We start from the raw sequence: 21,136 nt of genomic DNA, 5'->3' as shown, positions 1-21,136 counted from the left end.
CCAGCACCATGAACACCTGAGCCCTCGTCCATGCCGCGCTCTTCGGCGCAGTCGGTGGCAAGGGCAATTCTTGAATTCATTTATTGTTATCGAAATATTCAATCCCAGGAGAGCGCACCACCCGATTGGTATTCGATCACGCGGGTCTCGAAGAAATTGCGCTCTTTCTTCAGGTCAATCATCTCGCTCATCCAGGGGAACGGATTTTCCTCGTTCGGGAAGAGCGTTTCGAGGCCGATCTGCTGCGCGCGCCGATTGGCGATGTAGCGCAGATAGCCCTTGAACATGGAAGCGTTCACGCCCGAGCACGCCACGCGGCATGGTGTCTTCGGCGTACTTGTATTCGAGCTCGACGGCGCGCATGAACAGCGCCTTGATCTCGGCCTTGAACTCGGCCGTCCAGAGGCCGGGGTTTTCGAGCTTCGAGCTGGTTGATCAGGTCGATGCCGAAGTTGCAGTGCATCGATTCGTCGCGAAGGATGTACTGGTACTGCTCGGCGGCGCCGGTCATCTTGTTCTGGCGGCCCAGCGCGAGGATCTGCGTGAAGCCGACGTAGAAGAAGAGGCCTTCCATCAGGCAGGCGAACACGATCAGCGACTTGAGCAGCGTCTGGTCGGTCTCGTGCGTGCCGGTCTTGAAGTTCGGGTCGCTGATCGCGTCGATGAACGGAATCAGGAACTGGTCCTTCTCGCGGATCGACGGCACCTCGTTGTAGGCGTTGAAGATCTCGCTCGTCCAGGCCGAGCGACTCGACGATGTACTGGTAGGCGTGCGTGTGGATCGCTTCCTCGAAGGCCTGGCGCAGCAGGAACTGGCGGCATTCGGGCGCCGTGATGTGGCGGTAGGTGCCCAGCACGATGTTGTTGGCGGCCAGCGAGTCGGCGGTGACGAAGAAGCCGAGGTTGCGCTTGACGATGCGGCGCTCGTCTTCGGTCAGACCGTTCGGGTCTTTCCACAGCGCGATGTCGCGCGTCATGTTCACTTCCTGCGGCATCCAGTGGTTGGCGCAGGTGGCGAGGTACTTTTCCCACGCCCACTTGTACTTGAACGGCACCAGCTGATTGACGTCGGTCTCGCCGTTGATGATGCGCTTGTCGGCGGCCCTGACGCGGCGCGTTTCAGCCGGAGCGCTCGCGCCGCTCGATGCGGGCGCGGCCTGGCGGGCAGGCTGCTGCACGGGTTGCAGCGAAGGTTGTGCCATCGATGAAGCCGACACATCCACCGCACGGCCGGCGGCGACGCCGGTCGAGGGGTGGTGATGCAAACCTTGTTGCATGTCCTTTGGCAAGGAGGGCTTGACTTCTTCGTCCCAGGTCAACATAGAAAAATCCAATGCTCAAATTATCCGAGCAACGATGTGAGTTGCAAAGTGCCTGTTTACATCGCACTCCATTTATGTGGTTGTTATGTTGCTCGCATGCATCGCGCGATGTCGGTCAATGCCTTCAACTGGCCTCCGTCATCGCACGACATCGCATGCGCCTCACTCTTCGTAGCGCAGCGCACCGCGCTGTGTTCGCGGTGCGCTGCGTGCATCACTGGCAGGCTTCGCAGGTCGGATCGTCGACGCCGCAGAAGGCGATGTCGGTCGCGGGGATCGCGCTCATCTGTGCCTTCGCCGCGGCGGCCGCTGCCTCGAGTGCGCTCATGCCCGAGGGTGCGTCGTTGCCCGAGGACACCGCGTTGAGGCGGCCCCGACTGCACCGTCGACTTCTCGGCGTGCGTCGCGCTTCTGCGTGCGCAGGTAGTAGGTGGTCTTCAGACCGCGCAGCCATGCGAGCTTGTAGGTGTCGTCGAGCTTCTTGCCCGAGGCGCCGGCCATGTAGATGTTCAGCGACTGCGCCTGGTCGATCCACTTCTGGCGACGCGCGGCGGCTTCCACCAGCCACGTCGTCTCGACTTCGAACGCGGTGGCGTAGAGCGCCTTCACGTCCTGCGGCACGCGGTCGATGGGACGCAGCGAACCGTCGAAGTGCTTCAGGTCCATCACCATCACGTCGTCCCACAGGCCCAGGCGCTTGAGGTCGCGCACCAGGTAGTGGTTGATCACGGTGAATTCGCCCGACAGGTTCGACTTGACCGAGAGGTTGCCGAAGCAGGGTTCGATCGAGGCGTCGACGCCGATGATGTTCGAGATGGTCGCGGTCGGGGCGATGGCCACGCAGTTCGAATTGCGCATGCCGTCGGCCTTGATCTTGGCGCGCAGCGCGTCCCAGTCGAGGGTCGACGAGCGGTCGACCTCGACGTAGCCGCCGCGTGCCTTCTCGAGCAGGTCGAGCGAGTCGATCGGCAGGATGCCCTTGTCCCACAGCGAGCCCTTGTAGCTCGAGCGTTGCCGCGCTCGCGCGCCAGCTCGGTCGAGGCCCAGTAGGCGTGGTAGCAGATCGCTTCCATCGATTCGTCGGCGAACTGCACGGCTTCCTGCGAGGCGTAGGGAATACGCAGGTCGTACAGCGCGTCCTGGAAGCCCATCAGGCCCAGGCCGACCGGACGGTGGCGCAGGTTCGAGTCGCGCGCCTTCTTCACGGCGTAGTAGTTGATGTCGATCACGTTGTCGAGCATGCGCATCGCGGTCGAGATCGTCTTCTTGAGCTTCTCCTGGTCGACCTTGCCGTCCTTCAGATGCTGCAGCAGGTTGACCGAGCCGAGGTTGCAGACCGCGGTTTCGGTGTCGCTGGTGTTCAGCGTGATCTCGGTGCAGAGGTTCGACGAGTGCACCACGCCGGCGTGCTGCTGCGGCGAGCGCACGTTGCAGGCGTCCTTGAACGTGATCCAGGGATGGCCGGTCTCGAACAGCATCGTGAGCATCTTGCGCCGACAGGTCGGTGGCCTGGACGGTGCGGCTGGGCTTGATCTCGCCGCGCGCGGCCTTCTCTTCGTAGGCGACGTAGGCCTTCTCGAAGTCGGCGCCGAACAGGTCGTGCAGGTCGGGCACGTTCGAAGGCGAGAACAGCGTCCAGGAACCCTTCTCCATCACGCGGCGCATGAACAGGTCGGGGATCCAGTTGGCGGTGTTCATGTCGTGCGTGCGGCGGCGGTCGTCGCCGGTGTTCTTGCGCAGCTCCAGGAACTCCTCGATGTCGAGGTGCCAGGTTTCGAGGTACGTGCAGACGGCGCCCTTGCGCTTGCCGCCCTGGTTCACGGCCACGGCGGTGTCGTTCACCACCTTGAGGAAGGGCACCACGCCCTGCGATTCGCCGTTCGTGCCCTTGATGTGGCTGCCGAGCGCGCGCACGCGGGTCCAGTCGTTGCCCAGGCCGCCCGCGAACTTCGAGAGCAGCGCGTTTTCCTTGATCGACTCGTAGATGCCGTCGAGGTCGTCGGGCACGGTGGTCAGGTAGCAGCTCGACAGCTGCGAGCGCAGCGTGCCGCTGTTGAACAGCGTCGGCGTGCTCGACATGAAGTCGAAGGACGACAGCACTTCGTAGAACTCGATGGCGCGGGCTTCGCGGTCGATCTCGTTGAGCGCCAGGCCCATCGAGACGCGCATGAAGAAGGCCTGCGGCAGCTCGATGCGGTCTGCGCACGTGCAGGAAGTAGCGGTCGTACAGGGTCTGCAGGCCGAGGTAGTCGAACTGGTTGTCGCGTTCGGCCTTCAGCGCCGCGCCCAGGCGGGGCAGGTCGTACTGCAGCAGCTTCTCGTCGAGCAGCTCGTTCTCGACACCCTTCTTGATGAAGGCGGGGAAGTAGTCGGCGTAGGCGGTGGCGCGGTCGACGGGCATGACTTCGCGGCCGATGATCTCCTTGAAGATCGTGTGCAGCAGCAGGCGCGCGGTGGCGAAGGTGTAGTCGGGATCCTTCTCGATCAGCGTGCGGGCCGCGAGGATCGAGGCCTTGTAGACCTCGTCGAGCGGCACGCCGTCGTACAGGTTGCGCATCGTCTCGGCCACGATCGGCGCGGCCGTGATGCTGTCGCCCAGGCCCTGGCAGGCCGATTCGATCAGGCCCTTGAGTTCGCTGACGTCGAGCGCGACGCGTTCGCCGCGGTCGAGCACGTGCAGCGCGGGAGCCGCGACCTGCACATCCTGCTCGCCCTGCTTCGCGCGTTCCTGGGTGCGGCGCTCGCGGTAAAGCACATAGGCACGCGCCACTTCCTGGTGGCCGCCGCGCATCAGGCCCAGTTCGACCTGGTCCTGCACGTCCTCGATGTGGAAGGTGCCGCCGCCCGGACGCGAGCGCACCAGCGCCTTCACGACGGCCTGCGTCAGCGCGTCGACGGTCTCGCGCACGCTGGCCGAGGCCGCGCCCTGGGTGCCGTGCACGGCCAGGAAGGCCTTCATCATCGCGATCGCGATCTTGTTGGGCTCGAACGGGACCACGGCGCCGTTGCGGCGGATGATCTGGTAGTGCGCGAGGTTCTGTCCGGTGGGCGAACCGGCGGTATCGCGGGGGGACTGGGGGCGGCGTGGAGGGGATGGCACGCGCGGCGGTGGAGTATTCAGTGCTGTTTGCATTCGCTTCCTCTCGGTTGGCAATTCGTTGGATGAGCGGCGCTGCTGGGGCCGCTGCGTCGGCTCTGAGGCCGGACGGGACACACTATATCTTAGGGTGCCGGGGGTACAACCCACTAGATGTAGCGTTTTCCATCAGGCTTCAAGAGGGAGCAGAAACCTGTTTTCGCGCTGCGCGGCCATCCATGCCGCATGAACAGTGGATCATCCTCGCAACCCACGTTCCATGCGGCTTTCGAGGCGATTTGGGCCTGCAGGGCGCATGGTCGCGACGCATCGCGCTTGCGAATGGAGCGATCGCTGCACGACGAGCCCGGGGCATCGCGTGGCGCGCAGCGATTGAAAAAATTAGCGGTCCACCACCTGCGAGGGAAACACGTGTGGACTCCAGCCGAGGTGATCGCGCAGCCGATGCCAGTCGAAGCCGGCACCCCGGATCCTGCTTGCGGCCCGGCGCGATGTGCTCGTGGCCCGCGATGTGCGCGATCGGATAGTGCTGCGCGATCGCCGCGGCGAGGCTCGCGAGCGTCTGGTACTGCGCGTCCTCGAACGGCCCGCCCTCGAGGCCCTCGAGCTCGATGCCGATCGAGTCGTCGTTGCAGTTGTCCCGGCCGCGCCACGACGACACGCCCGCATGCCATGCGCGGTCGTCGCCGCTCACGAACTGCCAGAGCTCGCCGTTGCGGCGCACGTAGAAATGCGAGGACACCTCGAGGCCACGAATGCTTTGGAAGTAAGGATGCGCGTCCCAGTCGAGCCGGTTGGTGAAGAGCTGCTGCACCGCGTCGCCGCCGTACTCGCCGGGCGGCAGGCTGATCGAGTGCAGCACGACGAGGTCGATGCGCTCGCGCGCGGCCGCGGGGCGCGGTCCGAAGTTGGGCGAGGGCAGCGCCTTCGCGAAGCGGTACCAGCCGTCGCGCCAGAGCGCATCGCCGCCGGTGGCGCGCGCGCCGTCTTCAGTCGTCGACATGGCTGCTCGCGCCATCGTCGCCGTTGGGCGTGCTGATGCCCAGGCGGGCGATGCGGTAGCGGATCTGGCGCAGGCTCATGCCCAGGCGCGCGGCCGCGGCCGTGCGGTTGAAGCCGCTCTCGTGCAGCGCGCGCACGAGGATCTCGCGCTCCTGCTGGTCGAGGTAAGCCTGCAGGTCGGAGGGCAGCGGCGTGGGCACCACGGGCCGCGGCGCGGGCGGCGGCGCGGCCACGACGGGCTTCGCTTCGAACACCTCGGGGGGCGTGACGGGTGCCGCGGTCGTCGCGGCGTGCGGCGCGGCGGGTCCCGGCGCGGCCGCCATCCAGCCGCCGCCGAGCGCGCCATCCATCAGGTCGAGCTGCAGTTCGTCGCCGTCGTACAGCGCGACCGCGCGGTGCAGCAGGTTCTCGAGTTCGCGCACGTTGCCGTGCAGCGGATGCTGCGCGAGCTGCCGCAGCAGCGCATCCGACAGGCGCGGCGCGGGCAGCCCGCCGTCCTGCGCGATGCGCGCGAGCAGCGCGACGCACAGCGCGGGCAGGTCCTCGCGGCGCTCGCGCAGCGCGGGCACCGCGATCTCGATCACGTTGAGCCGGTAGAACAGGTCCTGCCGGAAACGGCCGGCCTGCACCTCGGCGTGCAGATCCTTGTGGGTCGCGCTCACGATGCGCACGTCGACCGCGTCCTCCTGCGTGGAGCCGATCGGCCGCACGCTGCGTTCCTGGATCGCGCGCAGCAGCTTGGACTGCATCGCCAGCGGCAGGTCGCCGATCTCGTCGAGGAACAGCGTGCCGCCGCGCGCGGCCTGGAAGTAGCCGTCGCGGTCCTGCGCCGAGCCGGTGTACGAGCCCTTGCGCGCGCCGAAGAATTCGGCCTCGAGCAGGTTCTCGGGAATCGCGCCGCAGTTCACCGCGACGAAGGGGCCGTCGCTGCGCTGGCTGCACGCATGGACCGCGCGCGCGACCAGCTCCTTGCCGGTGCCCGACTCGCCGCGCACCAGCACCGGTGCCATGCCGCGCGCCACCTTGGCGATGCGCGACTTCACGAGCCGCATCGGCTCCCGAATCGCCGACCAGCCGATCGAGCGCGGACGCGCCCGCGCTGCCCGCGGCGGCCAGCGCCGATGTGCCGTCGTTCGCATCGGCGGCCTTGGCCGGGCGCACGGCGGCCTGCGCGACCGGCGGCTGCTGCTGCGCCTGCACCGCGGAGGCGACGACCGCGCGGAACTGCTTCAGGTCGACCGGCTTGGTGAGGTAGTCGAAGGCGCCGGCCTTCAGCGCCTCGACCGCGTTCTCGGCCGAGCCGTAGGCGGTCATCACCACGCAGCGCTCGCTGCGCTGGTTCTCTGGATGCGCTGGATGATCTCCATGCCCTGGCCGTCGGGCAGCCGCATGTCGGTGATCACGGCGTCGAAGCGCGTGGCCTCGAGGTGCTGCCAGGCTTCGGAGACGCTGCCCGCGGCCTCGACCCGGTAGCCTTCGCGCAGCAGCGTGAGTTCGTAGAGCGTGCGAAGGTCGGGTTCGTCGTCGATGACGAGGATCTGCGCGGGACGCTGGGAGGGCGGATGGGAGCTGCTCACGCCGCTATTGTGTCAGCCGGTTTTCGCTCGCGGCGAAGCCGACGAAGAATTCGTTGCCCTCGGGCCCGTCGGCCGCCAGCGCGCGCCGCTCGTAACCGATGGCCGCGCCGTGGCGTCGGCACAGCTCGCGGCACAGGAACAGGCCGAGCCCGCTCGAGCGGCTCTCCGACGAGAAGAAGGGTTCGAACAGGTGGCGCTGCACGGCCGGCTCGAGCGGCGCGCCGTCGCTCCAGACCTGCAGGGTCGGCCGGCCCGGGCTGCCCGCGCGCTGCAGCGTGGTCACGACCTGGATCGCGCCCTCGCGCAGGCTCGCGTAGCGCGCCGCGTTGTCGAGCAGGTTCACCAGCAGGCGGCGCAGGTGCTCGACGTCGAAGCGCACCTCGGCGCCCGGCGCGTCGAGCGCCACGGTCACGCCCTTGCGCTGGGTCTGGCGCATCCATTCCTCGGTCAGCGCCTGCACCGTGGGATCGAGCACCACCTGCTCGCCGAGCGACAGCACGCGCTGCTGGCGCGCGCGTGAGACGTCGAGCACGTCGTCGACGATGCGCGCCAGGCGCTGCGCGTTGTGCTGCACCATGTGCGTGAGCTGGCGGTGCGCGGGATCGGTCAGGTCCTCGTTGAGCAGCGCGCTGGCCTGCGTGATGGCGGCCAGCGGGTTGCGGATCTCGTGCGCGACCGCGGCCGACATGCGGCCCATGGCGGCCAGCTTCTCGGTGCGGATGCGGGCCTCGAGTTCGCGCAGGTCCTGCAGGAACATCACGCACAGGCTGCCCATGCGCCGGTCGCTCGAGGGCGTGAGGCGGGTGCGCACGCGCACCTCGCGCGCCGCGCCGCGCGCCTGCGCGACCGGGATCTCCTCGGTCTGCGGCTCGCGGCGCGCATAGGTCTGGCGCGCCAGCGCGGCCAGCGCATGCCAGGCCGGCTGGGCATGCAGCGGGAAGGGCAGCCGCAACTGGCCCAGACCCTGGCCCAGGATCGCGTCGGCCGCCGGGTTGGCCGCATGCACCAGGCCCTCGGCGTCGATCACCAGCACGCCTTCGCTCAGCGTCTCGATCACCAGGTCGTTGACCTGCGCCTGCATCTGCGCGCTGCTGCGGTTGTGCTGCGACACCGCCTCCTCGCGCGCCAGTCGCCGCGCGAGCTCGTGCGCCAGCAGCGCCACCACGAACAGCCCGGTGCCCGTGAGCGCCGCCTGCACGAAGCGCGCGGGCGAGTCGCCGGGCTGCTGCACCCAGTGCCAGGCGGCATCGGCCAGCAGCAGCAGCGTGACGGTGGCGGTGGTGCCCATGCTCACCATCACCGTGCCGAGCACCGCGCTCATGAGCACCGGCAGCGCGAACAGCGGCGTGTAGTTGATGTTGCCGCCCTGCGTCACCTGCAGCGCCGCGAAGACCGCGAGGTCGACGCCGGTGCTCATCATCCAGGTGGCGCCGAAGCCGGCGCATCGGCGGCTCGAAATGCACGTAGCGCGCGCCCAGCGCGGCCGCCGCGAGGTAGCTTGCCGACAGCGCCACCGCCATCGGCTGCATGGTCTGGCCGAGCGCGAAGCTCACGCCCTGCAGCAGCACCAGCACCAGCGCGACGAAGCAGCGCGCGCCCATGAAGCCGCGCCACAGCCGCAGCAGCGCGGCGCTCTCGCGCGCGCCGGGCTCCAGCACGTCCCAGTCGGTGACCGGTTCGCCGCTGGCCCAGAGGGAGGAGCTGCTGCCCATCGCTGCGACGAAGCCGGCTCGGCGCCGTTCAGGCGCGCTCGGCGACCTGCCGGTGCGCGGCGCTGCAGAAGGGGGTGCCCGTCGGCGCCGCGCACCGCGTCGCTCGCGGGCAGGTGCAGGCCGCAATGGGCGCAGCGAACCATCGCCTGCGGCGCGCCCACCGCGGGCGGCGCGGCCGGACGCGGCGTGCGGGCGGCGCGCTCCTGCATTTCTTCGCGGCGGTTCTTGCGCCAGAGCCAGATCGCGACCCAGACCACCGCGAGGACGAGAAGGTATTTCATGAGGTGTCTTCAGGCCGGCGGACGCGCCAGCACCACTTCGAGCACGAAGCGCGAGCCCACGTAGGCCAGCAGCAGCAGCGCCGAGCCCGCGTAGAGCACGCGCCGCGCGGTGCGCCCGCGCCAGCCGAAGCGCGCGCGGCCGATCAGCAGCACCGCGAAGCTGATCCAGGCCAGCACCGAGAAGGCCGACTTGTGGTCCCATTTCCAGGCCCGGCCCGCGGCGCCGTAGAGCTGTTCGCTGAACAGCAGCCCGGCCAGCAGCGTGGCCGACAGCAGCACGAAGCCGGCCGTCACGAAGCGGAAGGTGAGGCGTTCGAGCGTCAGCAGCGGCACGCCGCCCTGCGGCTCGGTGGCCAGGCGGATCTGCTTCTCGGCGCGGGTCGTGAGCCAGGCGTGCACCACCGCGGCGGCGAACAGGCCATACGAGGCGATGCCCAGCGCCAGGTGCAGCGGCAGCCAGGGCGAGGCCGACACGTGCAGCGGCGTGCCGGGAAAGAGGATCGCGAGCAGCACCGCCGCCGCGCCGAGCCAGGCCAGCGCGCGGCGCACCTGCAGCTGCGGGTACATGCGGCTTTCGACCGCGTAGACGGTGAGCACCAGCCAGGCCGTGACCGACAGGGCGGGCGCGAAGCCGAAGCGCGGTTCGTGGCCGACCAGGCCATGGCCGAGCACCGCGGCATGCAGCAGCCAGGCCAGGCCGAGCGCCCACTGGGTGGCCTGGCGGCTCAGCCGGGCGCCTGCGGCAGCGGCAAAACCGTAGGCGGCCGCGGCGGCGATGCCCAGCGCCACGCCGAGTGGGGGAGGGGGATCGCTAAAATCATCGATCGGAGTTTAGCCGCTCACCCTTGCATTTCCGGGTGCCGCGCGCCAGCTTCCCTCCTACCCGTCTCCCGCGACTTCTCCCATCCGTCCCGCCGCAGCGGGGCAGCAAGCAAGGCATCCCCTCCATGGCCAGCGCTCTCACCGAAAAATTCTCCCGCCTCGTCAAGACGATGAGCGGCCAGGCGCGCATCACCGAAAGCAACGTGCAGGACATGCTGCGCGAAGTGCGCATGGCGCTGCTCGAAGCCGACGTGGCGCTGCCCGTGGTGCGCGACTTCGTCGCCCGCGTGAAGGAAAAGGCGCTCGGCCAGGAAGTGCTGGGTTCGCTCAAGCCGGGCCAGGCGCTGGTGGGCATCGTCAACCGCGAGCTCGCCGCCACCATGGGCGAGGGCGTCTCGGACATCAACCTCGCGGCCCAGCCGCCGGCGGTGATCCTCATGGCCGGCCTGCAGGGCGCCGGCAAGACCACCACCACCGCCAAGCTCGCCAAGCACCTGATCGAGAAGCGCAAGAAGAAGGTGCTCACGGTCTCGGGCGACATCTACCGGCCCGCCGCCATCGAGCAGCTCAAGACCGTCACGAAGCAGGCCGGCGCCGAATGGTTCCCGAGCACGCCCGACCAGAAGCCGCTGGACATCGCGCGCGCCGCGCTCGACCACGCCAAGCGCCACTTCTTCGACGTGCTGCTGGTCGACACGGCCGGCCGGCTCGCGATCGACGAGGTGCTGATGGCCGAGATCCAGCAGCTGCACGGCGCGCTGAACCCGGTCGAGACCCTGTTCGTGGTCGACGCCATGCAGGGCCAGGACGCGATCAACACGGCGCGCGCCTTCAAGGAGGCGCTGCCGCTCACCGGCATCATCCTGACCAAGACCGACGGCGACTCGCGCGGCGGCGCGGCGCTGTCGGTGCGCCAGGTCACGGGCGTGCCGATCAAGTTCGCGGGCGTGAGCGAGAAGATCGACGGCCTCGAGGTGTTCGACGCCGAGCGCCATGCGGGCCGCATCCTGGGCATGGGTGACATCGTCGCGCTGGTCGAGCAGGTCACGGCCGGCGTCGACGTGGCGGCGGCGCAGAAGCTCGCGGCCAAGGTCAAGAGCGGCGCGGGCTTCGACCTCAACGACTTCCTCGGCCAGCTGCAGCAGATGAAGCAGATGGGCGGCCTCTCGAGCCTGATGGACAAGCTGCCCACGCAGATGGCCGCCAAGGCCAGCGAGGCCGACATGACGCGCGCCGAGCGCGACATCCGCCGCAAGGAAGGGATCATCCAGAGCATGACGCCGCTGGAGCGCCGCAAGCCCGAGCTGCTCAAGGCCACGCGCAAGCGCCGCATCGCTGCCGGCGCGGGCGTGCAGGTTCAGGAAGTGAACCGCCTGCTCAACGAGTTCGAGCAGATGCAGGGAATGATGAAGAAGATGAAGGGCGGCGGCCTCATGAAGATGATGAAGAAGATGGGCGGCATGAAGGGCATGGGCGGGATGGGTGGTCCCGGCGGGCCGAAGCTGCCGTTCTGAGCCGCGTACATATATAGAGAGATGGATGAAGCCCGCCGGGGATGGCCCAGCGGGCTTCGTCGTTTTCAGGTCTGCACCTCGTAGACCGTCGCGTGCGCCTCGATCGGCGTCGGCAGCTCCCAGCGGTGCAGCATGCGCTCGATGCCCGCGTTCGACAGCGTCGTGTCGCGCTCGCGGTTGCGGCGCATCAGCTCGGCATGCGGCACCTCGAGGTACACCAGCTCGATCCGGGCGTGGTAGGCCCACAGCAGGTCCAGCGTCTTGGTGCGCATCTGCTGGCTCAGGTGGGTGGCATTCCAGACGAAGTGTTCCTGCCTGCGCAGCAGCGCCTTCGCCTGGTCGACCGCATGGTGCGCGGCGAGCCCGTCGTTCTCGCCGTGCTTCAGGCCCAGCTCGGCGCGCGCATCGTCGAAGGACACCACCGGCCAACCCTTGCGCTGCTGCGCCACCCAGTGGTTCTTGCCGCTCGCGGGCAGGCCGCACATCACCGTCACGCGCGAGCCCGGGTTCTGGAACAGCGGGTAGTCGGGGCTGGTGTCGGCGCCGCGGAAGTAGGCCAGGCGCGTGTGGGCGTCGACCATCCGTCGCGGGCCGTCCCAGCAGCCTTCCTCCTGCGCGAGCTGCTCGAACAGCGCGATGTCGGCCAGGCTGTCGGAGCGCTTCTCGTAGTGCCGTCCCAGCATGTCGCAGCGCGCGACGCAGCACAGGTCGGGCAGGCTCAGCTCCCACGACAGCCGATGCACCAGCCGCTCGGGCCGCTCGCCCTTGCGCGAGGCGAAGGCATGGAACGGCAACTGGTGCACCGCGACGATCCGGCACACGGCCTCGCGCAGCGCGAAGGGCACGCGCGCCTTCCACATCAGCACGCGCACGTCGACCGCGCCGCGGCGCGAGTGGCCGGGCTGGCCGATGCGGCCGCTGGCCTCGTCGATCACCGTGGTGTCGGGCTTGGCGATGTCGTGCAGCAGGCAGGCCATGAACAGCACGAAGCGGCCGTCGGCATCGGCGCGTCGGTAGTGCGCGTCCTGCGCCAGCGCATCGAGCACCATGCGCGTGTGGAGGCCGACGTTGCCCTCGGCGTGGTAGTACGGGTCCTGCGGCGTCTCCTCGAGGCGCAGCAGGTCCGGCAGCAGTTCGCAGCAGCGCGCCCAGTCGGCGCCAGCTCCGGGGCGCGGGCACCAGCGTGCGAAGTTCGTCGAAAGTCATCGCGGCCTCCCGGTGGTCGTGAGTTCGGCGGGGTCGCGCAGCGTGCGCAGTCCCAGGTCGTGCCAGCTGAGCGGCGGCACCGGCGCATGCAGGTCCGCGCCCGGTGCCAGCCGGTTCGGCAGCAGCGGCCGGCGGCTGTGGTGCGAGCCCGAGTCGAGGATGGTCTGGACGAAGTCCGGGCGCACCCACTTGTAGCGGCCCGTCACCTGGCCGTTCGATTCGGTCTTGAGGTACAGGCCCTCGGCCAGGTCCGAGAGGTCGGTCTGCTGCCGCGCCAGCGCGAGCGGCTGGCCCTCGTCGGCCACGGCCCGTTCGAAGGCCGAGCGCCAGTCGGTGCTGCGCGCGAGCGAGGGCCGCACGAGCGAACGCAGGGCCTTCGGCTGGCGCGGCATCGCGCCCTCGTAGAGCACGGGCACCGACAGCACGGGGCCGCTCGCGAGCAGCGCCTGCCGCGCCGGCGTCGAGAGAAAACGCTGCGCCTGGCGGTCGTAGAGGTCGAACTCCAGGAAGAAGGCCGGCAGCCGGTCGTACCAGCAGCTGTGCTTGGCGAAGCACCATTCGCCGTACATCACGTAGCGGTCCTCGAGCCGTTCGAGCAGCGCCGCCTCGTGCGTGGCGGCCCAGTGCTTGAACAGGTTGAACTGGCGCTCGCCGGCACCGCCCGCGAGGTAGTGGCCGCGCGACTGCAGCAGCAGCTCGCCGGCCGCGCCGAACGACACGGCGGCGTTCGCGCCATCGAGCTTTTCCTCGATGACCACGTGCAGTCCGTGCAGCGCTGCCAACGGCGTCTGGCCGTCGTCGCTGTCGCCGGGCTGCAGCCGCGAGCCTTCGAGGTGCGCGGTCCGCGGGTACTTCAGCAGCGGCAGCGACGAGAGGGAAGAAGAAAGGGGAAACACGTTTGTTCTCCGGATGGAAACCAGGAAGAACCGACAACGTGCGGGAGCGAAGCTGAGAGGGATCGGGAGCGACTTCGACGGCCGCTGTTTCCAGCGAAGGGCCGTGTCCGGTCAGCGGATGCGCAGCTTGGCGCCCGACATGACCAGTGAAGTGGTGTTGTCGGCGTCAGAGGGGGGTGACGGCGAATCGGGGCACTTGGCGCTCCAGGGGATCGAGAGGATCCGTGGGTTGAAAAAACGAAGGCGCGATTCTAGGCGCGCCATGAAAAAAGCCGGCCCCTCGGGGCCGGCTTCGTGCGAGGCGTGTGGCGCGCGCGCGTCAGGCAGTGGCCAGCGCCGCGGGGCGCGAGAGGCGCAGCGCATGCATCCAGGCGCGGCGCAGCACGGCCGGCGAACGCGATTCCTCGGGGATCAGCAGGAAGCCACGGTCGCGCAGCGTGGTGCCCAGCGCGATCTGGCTGGTCAGCACGGTCAGCGGGATCGCCAGCAGCAGCGGCAGGCCGACCGGCATGAGCCACATCAGGGCGCTCGGGTCGATCATCGCGACGCCGACGGCCAGCAGTGCGATCACCAGCGTCATGGGGGCCAGCTGCGAGGCAGCGACCTTCCACGGCACGGCGGCGGCTTCACGCGGGGGCGACTTCCAGTCGAGCTTGATGCCGGTGAGGGCGACCAGCACGAACAGCGAGTGGGCCAGCATGCGGACAGGGGCTTGCACGATCGCGAGGCCGCTTTCCATCACCGAGCTCTTGACCAGGCCCCACAGGCCGCCGAACTGGCGTTGCTCGCCGCGCATCAGCACGGCAACGATGCCGAGCACGCGGGGCAGGAACAGCAGGCACAGGGTCCAGATCCAGAGGCCGGCGAGTTCGGCCGGCAGCACGCTCCAGCTCGAGATCAGGCTCGAACCGCTGAGCCACAGCGCGGTGCCCAGCGTCAGGAACGCCAGCCACAGCGGCGCGGAAACGTAGGCCATGGTGCCGGTCACGAACATCGCGCGGTGCACCGAGTGGATGCCGGGCTCGGCCATCAGGCGGGCGTTCTGCAGGTTGCCCTGGCACCAGCGGCGGTCGCGCTGCAGCTCGGCCAGCAGGTCCGGCGGTTGCTGTTCGTAGCTGCCGACCAGGTCGGACACCAGCCACACGTTGTAGCCGGCACGGCGCATCAGCGCGGCTTCGACGAAGTCGTGCGACATGATGCCGCCCGACATGCCGCCGGTGCCCTTGATCGGGGCCAGCGCGCAGTGCTTCATGAAGGGTTCGACGCGGATGATCGCGTTGTGGCCCCAGTAGTGCGATTCGCCCAGTTGCCAGAACTGCATGCCCAGCGTGAACAGGCGGCCCGTCACGCGGGAAGCGAATTGTTGGGCGCGGGCATGCAGCGTCACGTGGCCGATGGCCTGGGTGGCGGTCTGGATGATGCCGGCGCTCGGGTTGGCTTCCATCAGCTTGACCATCGAGGTCAGGCAGTCGCCGCTCATCACGGAGTCGGCGTCGAGCACGACCATGTAGCGGTAGTCCTTGCCCCAGCGGCGGCAGAAGTCGGCCACGTTGCCGGCCTTGCGGTGCGTGCGGCGGGTGCGCAGGCGGTAGTAGACCTCGACCTGCGGCTGGTTCGGGCTGTCGGCCAGCGCGGCGCGCAGGTCTTCCCAGGCGGCGCGCTCGGCGGCGGCAGTCTCGGGGTTGTAGCTGTCGGACAGCACGAACACGTCGAACTGCTTGGCGTGGCCGGTGGCCGCGACCGATTCGCAGGTGGCGCGCAGGCCGGCGAACACGGTGGCCACGTCCTCGTTGCAGATCGGCATGATGATCGCGGTGCGGGCCTCGGGGTTCATCGGGTGGTTGGCCACCTGCTTGACCGAGAGCGCGTGCTTGTCGCCGCGCACCGAGACGTAGAAGCCCATGAGGGCGGTCACGAAACCGGTCACGACCCAGCCCGAGAGCAGGCCGTAGAGGCCGATCTGGCCGTATTCGAGCCAGACGTTGTCGTAGTCGGGCTGCACGCCCGCGAACAGCGTGGAAGCGACCACGGTGCTCAGCACGGTCAGCAGCATGAAGGCCAGGCGGCGCTGCGAGGCGGCGCGCTGCCACGGCTGCCTGGCTTCGGCCGGGGCGCTTTCGCGCTTGCCGCCGGCACCCAGGCGGACCAGCAGGGCGGTGCCGAGGCTGTTCCAGAAGCCGCGCCAGGGGCGGGGCGTCATCGAGCCGCGGTTGACCGGAGGCGCGGTGACGGCGTTGGGATGGCGTTCCTCACGCACCGGGCTGCGGCGCGAGAAGTCGGCATCGGCCAGGACATTGAGTTGGGAGAAGTCGTTCGGCTTCATGGTGTTTACCAACGTTGCTTGTCGAGGGAGGAGGAGGTGTCGCCAATGGCCGGAAAGCGCTTGAAGACGCAATCCGTCGCGACGCCGCCGGCGCTGGCGAGCGCGGCTGGCGAATGGCCCGCGGCACGGGGCCGCGAGGCGGAAAACTGCTTTTGACGCAGGCCGTCGCGCTGCGGACGCAGTGCGAAAGATGGGCTGTTGAATGCTGTCATGCCACTACAGGGGCAAACCCTGTGCCAGCATGGAAAAGTGCTTTGGAATCAAGCACTTGGGCCGCATCGGCCGGAATTTCAGGGGGCCGGAGGGCGAAAAGGGCCTCAAAACCCCCGTTTTTGTCGCCGATCCCGACAAGCTCACCGGCCTGCCGAAAAACACCCATATGAATCAACGACTTAGGGGCGTCGCTCGTCAGCGACACCCTCGCCACCCGGAGCGACAGCGTCGGCCTTGAAGTGGCCCGGCGTGAGCTCGTGCTTCTGCAGCAGGCGGTAGAACTCGGTGCGGTTGCGGTCGGCCAGGCGGGCCGCGTCGGCAACGTTGCCGTCGGTCAGTTTCAGCAGGCCGACCAGGTATTCGCGCTCGAAGCGCTGCTTGGCCTCGGCATAGGTTGGACCTCCACGCTCGGCACGCGCAGCGCCCGCTGCACCAGCGCCAGCGGTATCAGCGGCGAGCTCGACAGCGCGCAGACCTGCTCGACCACGTTGTAGAGCTGGCGCACGTTGCCGGGCCAGGCCGCGGTGGTCAGCGCCTTCAGGGCCTCGGGCGCGAAGCCCGACAGCCGCTTGCCGTACTTGGTCGAGAGCTTCTGCAGGAAGTGGTTGGCCAGGAGCGGGATGTCCTCGCGGCGCGCCGACAGCGGCGGCAGCGTGAGCGTCACCACGTTGAGCCGGTAATAGAGGTCCTCGCGGAACTGGCCGGCCTCCATCGCGGCGTCGAGGTCGCGGTGGGTGGCCGAGATGATGCGCACGTCGACCTCGATCGACTGGCTGGCGCCCAGCGGACGCACAGCGCGCTCCTGCAGCACGCGCAGCAGCTTGACCTGCAGCGCGGGCGGCATGTCGCCGATCTCGTCGAGCAGCAGGGTGCCGCCGTCGGCCTGCTGGAACAGGCCCTTGTGGTTGGCATGGGCGTCGGTGAAGGCGCCCTTCATGTGGCCGAACAGCTCGGACTGAGCAGCGCCTCGGGAATGGCGCCGCAGTTGACCGCCACGAAGGGCTTGTCGGCGCGCGCGCTGGCCTTGTGGATGGCGCGTGCCAGCATCTCCTTGCCGGCGCCCGAGTCGCCGCGCAGCAGCACCGAGGCGTCGGACTTGGCGACCATGCGCGCCTCGGCCAGCAGCTCGGCCATGCGGTTGCTGCGGCTCACGATGTCGACGCGCCAGCTGTCGTCGCCGGTCTTGCTCGGCACCGTGGCCGGCGCGCCCAGCGCGAGCGCCTGGGCGATCTTGTCGAGCAGTTCGCGCCCGTCGTAGGGCTTGGTCAGGTAGGTGAAGACGCCGCGCGCGGTGGCTTCCACCGCGTCGGGGATGGTGCCGTGCGCGGTCAGCAGGATCACCGGCAGCGAGGGATGGCGCTTGCGGATCTCGTCGAACAGCGCCAGGCCGTCGCGGCCCGGCAGGCGCACGTCGCTGAGCACCAGTTGCGGATGCTCGATCTCGAGCTGCGTGAGCGCCGTCTCGGCCGAGGTCACGGCCGTGACCTGGTAGCCCGCCGAGCTCAGCCGCATCGACAGCAGCCGCAGCATGTCCGGATCGTCGTCGACGACCAGCAGGCGGGCGCCCGAAGTACTCATGGCGTGGACCTGCTTCCGTTGGGTGCCGAGGCCGGAGCCGCGGGCGTGTTGGGCCGCGCAAAGCTGCGCTCGATGGCGCGCAGGGCTTCGATGCGGTCGTTGAGCTGGTCGATGCGGCGCTGGCTGTCGCGCAGCTGCTGCACCTGCTTGTCGCGGTCGTCCTCGACGCGGCGCTGCTCGATGTAGCGCGCGGCCAGCGCGCGCGCCAGCGGCTGCAGCGGCTGGGCCTCGGGCGAGGGATCGGCGATCACGCGCTGCAGCAGGCCCAGCGCGCGCGCCAGGTCGGCCGGCACGCGGGTCTGCGACAGCAGGATCGCGAGGTGCATCTGCGCCGTGGGCGCGTCGCCGGGGTCGCCCAGGCGCTGGATCTCGGCGCTCAGTTCGGCACCGCTGAGCGGGCGCATCTTGTCGGCGTAGGCCAGCACGGCGGCCACCGGGCCCTGGGTCATCAAGGTGAACAGCGAGGCCGGCTGGGTGGCCGGCGCCTTCGGCTCGGCCTCGACCGGCATCACGCGCGGCAGCACCACCGGCGGCGGCAGCGCCTCGGCTTCCGCGGGCGGCTTGGGCGGTGCGCTGCAGGCGGCCAGCAGCAGGAGCCACGGCGCGGCCAGCGCAGCCAGTGCGCGGGTGGCGGTGGAGGGGCGTACGGACGGAAAAGACATGGACGAGGAAGGACGACGCGGGGCGTTGGCGATGGCTACGGGGATGTGGGGGCGCCGGGAAGCTCAGCCCGTGCGCGGCAGCTCGATGCGGAAACGCGCGCCGGGCCCCTCGGGCAGCAGGGCGATGCGGCCCCCATGGGCTGCAATGTACTCCTGCACGATGGAAAGTCCGATGCCCGTGCCCTTGACCGCATGCTCCGGTTGGCGTTCGCCGCGGTAGAAGGGCTCGAAGATGCGGTCGCGGTCGCCCTCGGCGATGCCCGGGCCGGCGTCGTTGACGTCGATGCGCACCGCCTCGGGCGTGCCCGAGACCACGAGCGTGATGGTGCCGCCGCGCGCCGAGAAGCGGATCGCGTTCGACAGCAGGTTGGCGATCGCGGTGCCGAGCTTGGTGCGGTCGACCGTGAGCGCGATGCGTTCGCCCTCGGCGCGCACCGTCAGGCCGTGGGCCTGCCACTGCAGCCGCTGCGCCTCGATCTGCTCCTCGATCAGCGGCAGCAGGTCGGTGCGCTCGCGGCGCAGCTCGCGCGCCTCGAAGGCGGCCGCGTTGAAGCGCAGCAGCGCCTCGATCTGGCCCTGCAGCGCCACCGTGTTCTGGTTCAGGATCTGCGCCACCTCGAGCTGCGCCGGGTTCAGCGCGCCGGTCACGCCGTCCTCCAGCAGCGACACGCCCTCGCGCAGCGCCGCCAGCGGCGTCTTGAGCTCGTGCGAGACATGGCGCAGGAAGCGCGCCTTGTCGGCGTCGAGCTCGGTCAGCCTAAGCCGCAGCCATTCGAGCTGCTGCGACACGCGCCGCACGTCGGCCGGGCCGCGGATGTCGATCGGCTCGTCGAGCCGGTTCTGGCCCAGGCCGACGATGGCGTGCTCGAGCCGCTTGAAGGGCCGCGCCAGCCAGATGCCGAAGGCCAGCGCCAGCGACACCGCGAGCACGCTGGCCGCGACCACCTCGCGCATCAGCCGGCGGCGCGCGTTCTCGATGCGCTTGGACAGCGCGTCGTTCTGCATCTCGATCAGGAACTGGGCCTGCTGCGCGATGTTGGTGTTGAGCGCGTCGAGCTCGCGGAACTGCATCGCCATCGTGCTTTCGCGCTGCAGCGCGCTGTCGGCGTTGCCGCTCATCAGGCCCTCGATCACGCCGAGCTGGGTGCGCCAGGCCTCGGTGCTGGCGGGCGCCAGGCCGTTCTTCTCGAGCCGCTCGAGCACGCCATGGGCCTCGCGCGCGGCGTCGTCGAAGCGGCGCCGCAGCACCGAGTCGTTGAGCACCAGCGACTGGCGCCCGGCGCGCTCCATCGCCGCGCTGCGCTCGGCCAGCGACTGGGCCGCGCCCGACAGCCGCAGCGCGCGCGCCGCGGCGTCGCGGCTTTGCGTCATCAATGTGTCGTACTGCAGCACCGAGCGCAGCGCCACGCCCACCAGCAGCGCGGTGATCAGCAGGAAGGCGAACAGCAGGAGCTGCTGGAACGAGCCCCGTATCGATCGCTTCGCCATCAGGCGAGCGCCCCGGCGGCGGGCGCGCTCTCGCGCGTGGGCACTTCGCCGCGCAGCGTGTAGGCCAGCGAGCGCGTGATGCGGATGTCGGTCATGTGGCCCACGAGCCGCGCGTCGCCCTCGAAGTTGACGACCCGGTTGCAGGCCGTGCGGCCCATGAGTTCGCTCGCGTCGCGGCGCGAGGCGCCTTCCACCAGCACGCGCTGGGTGCTGCCCACCAGCGCCTCGCCGAAGCGCTTCACGTTGCCGTCGATCACGGCCTGCAGCTTCTGCAGCCGCGCCAGCTTGACCTCGTGCGGCGTGTCGTCGTGCAGCGCGGCGGCCGGCGTGCCGGGGCGCGGGCTGAAGATGAAGCTGAAGCTGGCATCGAACTGGCATTCGTCGATCAGCTTCATCATCTTGTCGAAGTCGGCCTCGGTCTCGCCGGGGAAGCCGACGATGAAGTCGCTCGACAGCGCGAGCTCGGGCCGGATCGCGCGCAGCTTGCGCACCGTGCTCTTGTATTCCATGGCGGTGTAGCCGCGCTTCATCGCCATCAGGATGCGGTCGCTGCCGTGCTGCACCGGCAGGTGCAGGTGGCTCACGAGCTGCGGCACCCTGGCATAGGCCTCGATCAGCCGCGGCGTGAACTCGTTCGGGTGGCTGGTGGTGTAGCGGATGCGCTCGATGCCGGGGATCTCGGCCACGTACTCGATCAGCAGCGCGAAGTCGGCGATCTCGGCCGTGTCGCCCATGCGGCCGCGGTAGGCATTGACGTTCTGGCCCAGCAGCGTGACCTCGCGCACGCCCTGGTCGGCCAGGCCGGCGATCTCGACCAGCACGTCGTCGAGCGGCCGGTTCACCTCCTCGCCGCGCGTGTAGGGCACCACGCAGTAGCTGCAGTACTTGGAGCAGCCTTCCATGATCGACACGAAGGCGGTGGCGCCTTCCACGCGCGCGGGCGGCAGGTGGTCGAACTTCTCGATCTCGGGAAAGCTGATGTCGACCTGCGGGCGGTCGAGCCGCTCGCGCTCGGCCAGCATCTCGGGCAGCCGGTGCAGGGTCTGCGGGCCGAACACGATGTCGACGTAGGGCGCGCGCGCGATGATGGCGTTGCCCTCCTGGCTGGCCACGCAGCCGCCGACGCCGATCTTCACGCCGCGCGCCTTCAGGTGCTTGACGCGGCCCAGGTCGGAGAACACTTTTTCCTGCGCCTTCTCGCGCACCGAGCAGGTGTTGAACAGGATCAGGTCGGCCTCGTCGACGTTCTGCGTCGGCTCGTAGCCCTGCGCGGCATGGAGCACGTCGGCCATCTTGTCCGAGTCGTACTCGTTCATCTGGCAGCCGAAGGTTTTGATGAAGACTTTCTTGGCGGTCATGGGGAGCTCTTCTATATGTAAGAGGCCCTCGTCTTGCGGAGGGCCGGGCGGACACGAGGCTTTCGTGGCGAAAGCGGCGGGCGTG

At 69.2% G+C, this 21,136-nt stretch carries 8 protein-coding genes and 8 pseudogenes; 1 reads left to right on the top strand and 15 read right to left on the bottom strand.

Annotation, left to right across the window (positions count from 1 at the left end; translation table 11 throughout):
• Nucleotides 1-98: 98 nt before the first annotated feature.
• The 7 genes and pseudogenes from ACHMXE_RS37735 to ACHMXE_RS37705 all read right to left on the bottom strand — a co-directional run bounded on the left by ACHMXE_RS37735 (nucleotide 99) and on the right by ACHMXE_RS37705 (nucleotide 9,780).
• Nucleotides 99-1,322, bottom strand: a pseudogene (locus ACHMXE_RS37735) (ribonucleotide-diphosphate reductase subunit beta).
• A 214-nt stretch (nucleotides 1,323-1,536) separates the two neighbouring features.
• Nucleotides 1,537-4,455, bottom strand: a pseudogene (locus ACHMXE_RS37730) (ribonucleoside-diphosphate reductase subunit alpha).
• A gap of 345 nt (nucleotides 4,456-4,800) precedes the next feature.
• Nucleotides 4,801-5,422: pseudogene (gene ampD / locus ACHMXE_RS37725) on the bottom strand (1,6-anhydro-N-acetylmuramyl-L-alanine amidase AmpD).
• Nucleotides 5,409-6,998: pseudogene (locus ACHMXE_RS37720) on the bottom strand (sigma-54-dependent transcriptional regulator). Before ACHMXE_RS37720 ends, ampD begins: the two co-directional pseudogenes overlap by 14 nt.
• 4 nt (nucleotides 6,999-7,002) lie before the next feature.
• Nucleotides 7,003-8,710, bottom strand: a pseudogene (locus tag ACHMXE_RS37715) (nitrogen regulation protein NR(II)).
• Between the two features lie 28 nt (nucleotides 8,711-8,738).
• Nucleotides 8,739-8,991 (bottom strand): annotated as a pseudogene (locus ACHMXE_RS37710) (PP0621 family protein).
• Between the two features lie 9 nt (nucleotides 8,992-9,000).
• Nucleotides 9,001-9,780, bottom strand: coding sequence for an inner membrane protein YpjD (locus tag ACHMXE_RS37705; RefSeq protein WP_395348839.1), 780 nt, complete (start codon nucleotides 9,778-9,780; stop codon nucleotides 9,001-9,003).
• A 158-nt stretch (nucleotides 9,781-9,938) separates the two neighbouring features.
• Here ACHMXE_RS37705 and ffh point away from each other — a divergent pair, with 158 nt between their 5' ends.
• Nucleotides 9,939-11,327, top strand: coding sequence for a signal recognition particle protein (gene ffh / locus ACHMXE_RS37700; protein WP_395348838.1), 1,389 nt, complete (start codon nucleotides 9,939-9,941; stop codon nucleotides 11,325-11,327).
• Nucleotides 11,328-11,392: 65 nt separating this feature from the next.
• On the opposite strand, the pseudogene ACHMXE_RS37695 reads toward ffh, so the two are convergent.
• The 8 genes and pseudogenes from ACHMXE_RS37695 to miaB all read right to left on the bottom strand — a co-directional run bounded on the left by ACHMXE_RS37695 (nucleotide 11,393) and on the right by miaB (nucleotide 21,051).
• Nucleotides 11,393-12,533, bottom strand: a pseudogene (locus ACHMXE_RS37695) (AAA family ATPase).
• Nucleotides 12,530-13,429: an RNA ligase family protein gene (locus tag ACHMXE_RS37690; RefSeq protein ID WP_395348837.1), complete on the bottom strand. Its 900-nt coding sequence runs from the start codon at nucleotides 13,427-13,429 to the stop codon at nucleotides 12,530-12,532. Before ACHMXE_RS37690 ends, ACHMXE_RS37695 begins: the two are co-directional and overlap by 4 nt.
• Before the next feature lie 319 nt (nucleotides 13,430-13,748).
• Nucleotides 13,749-15,752 (bottom strand): glucans biosynthesis glucosyltransferase MdoH, encoded by a 2,004-nt coding sequence (gene mdoH / locus ACHMXE_RS37685; protein ID WP_203204434.1) that lies wholly within the window; start codon nucleotides 15,750-15,752, stop codon nucleotides 13,749-13,751.
• A gap of 5 nt (nucleotides 15,753-15,757) precedes the next feature.
• Complete coding sequence (locus ACHMXE_RS37680; RefSeq protein WP_057591126.1) at nucleotides 15,758-15,964, bottom strand: hypothetical protein; 207 nt, start codon at nucleotides 15,962-15,964, stop codon at nucleotides 15,758-15,760.
• 180 nt (nucleotides 15,965-16,144) lie between these two features.
• Nucleotides 16,145-17,543: pseudogene (locus ACHMXE_RS37675) on the bottom strand (sigma 54-interacting transcriptional regulator).
• Nucleotides 17,540-18,205, bottom strand: a complete 666-nt coding sequence (locus ACHMXE_RS37670) for a hypothetical protein (protein WP_395348835.1) — start codon at nucleotides 18,203-18,205, stop codon at nucleotides 17,540-17,542. The pseudogene ACHMXE_RS37675 and the gene ACHMXE_RS37670 overlap by 4 nt, the downstream one beginning before the upstream one ends.
• Nucleotides 18,206-18,268: 63 nt before the next feature.
• Nucleotides 18,269-19,693, bottom strand: coding sequence for a sensor histidine kinase KdpD (locus ACHMXE_RS37665; protein WP_203204436.1), 1,425 nt, complete (start codon nucleotides 19,691-19,693; stop codon nucleotides 18,269-18,271).
• The gene (gene miaB, locus ACHMXE_RS37660; RefSeq protein WP_395348834.1) at nucleotides 19,693-21,051 is read right to left on the bottom strand and encodes a tRNA (N6-isopentenyl adenosine(37)-C2)-methylthiotransferase MiaB; all 1,359 of its coding nucleotides are present in this window, start codon (nucleotides 21,049-21,051) and stop codon (nucleotides 19,693-19,695) included. Before miaB ends, ACHMXE_RS37665 begins: the two co-directional genes overlap by 1 nt.
• Nucleotides 21,052-21,136: the final 85 nt, after the last annotated feature.

It is taken from the genome of Variovorax sp. UC122_21 (assembly GCF_044056785.1).
GTDB lineage: Bacteria > Pseudomonadota > Gammaproteobacteria > Burkholderiales > Burkholderiaceae_C > Variovorax.
Note: the sequence above shows the minus strand (reverse complement) of the source record. Positions and strands in the feature narration are given on the sequence as shown.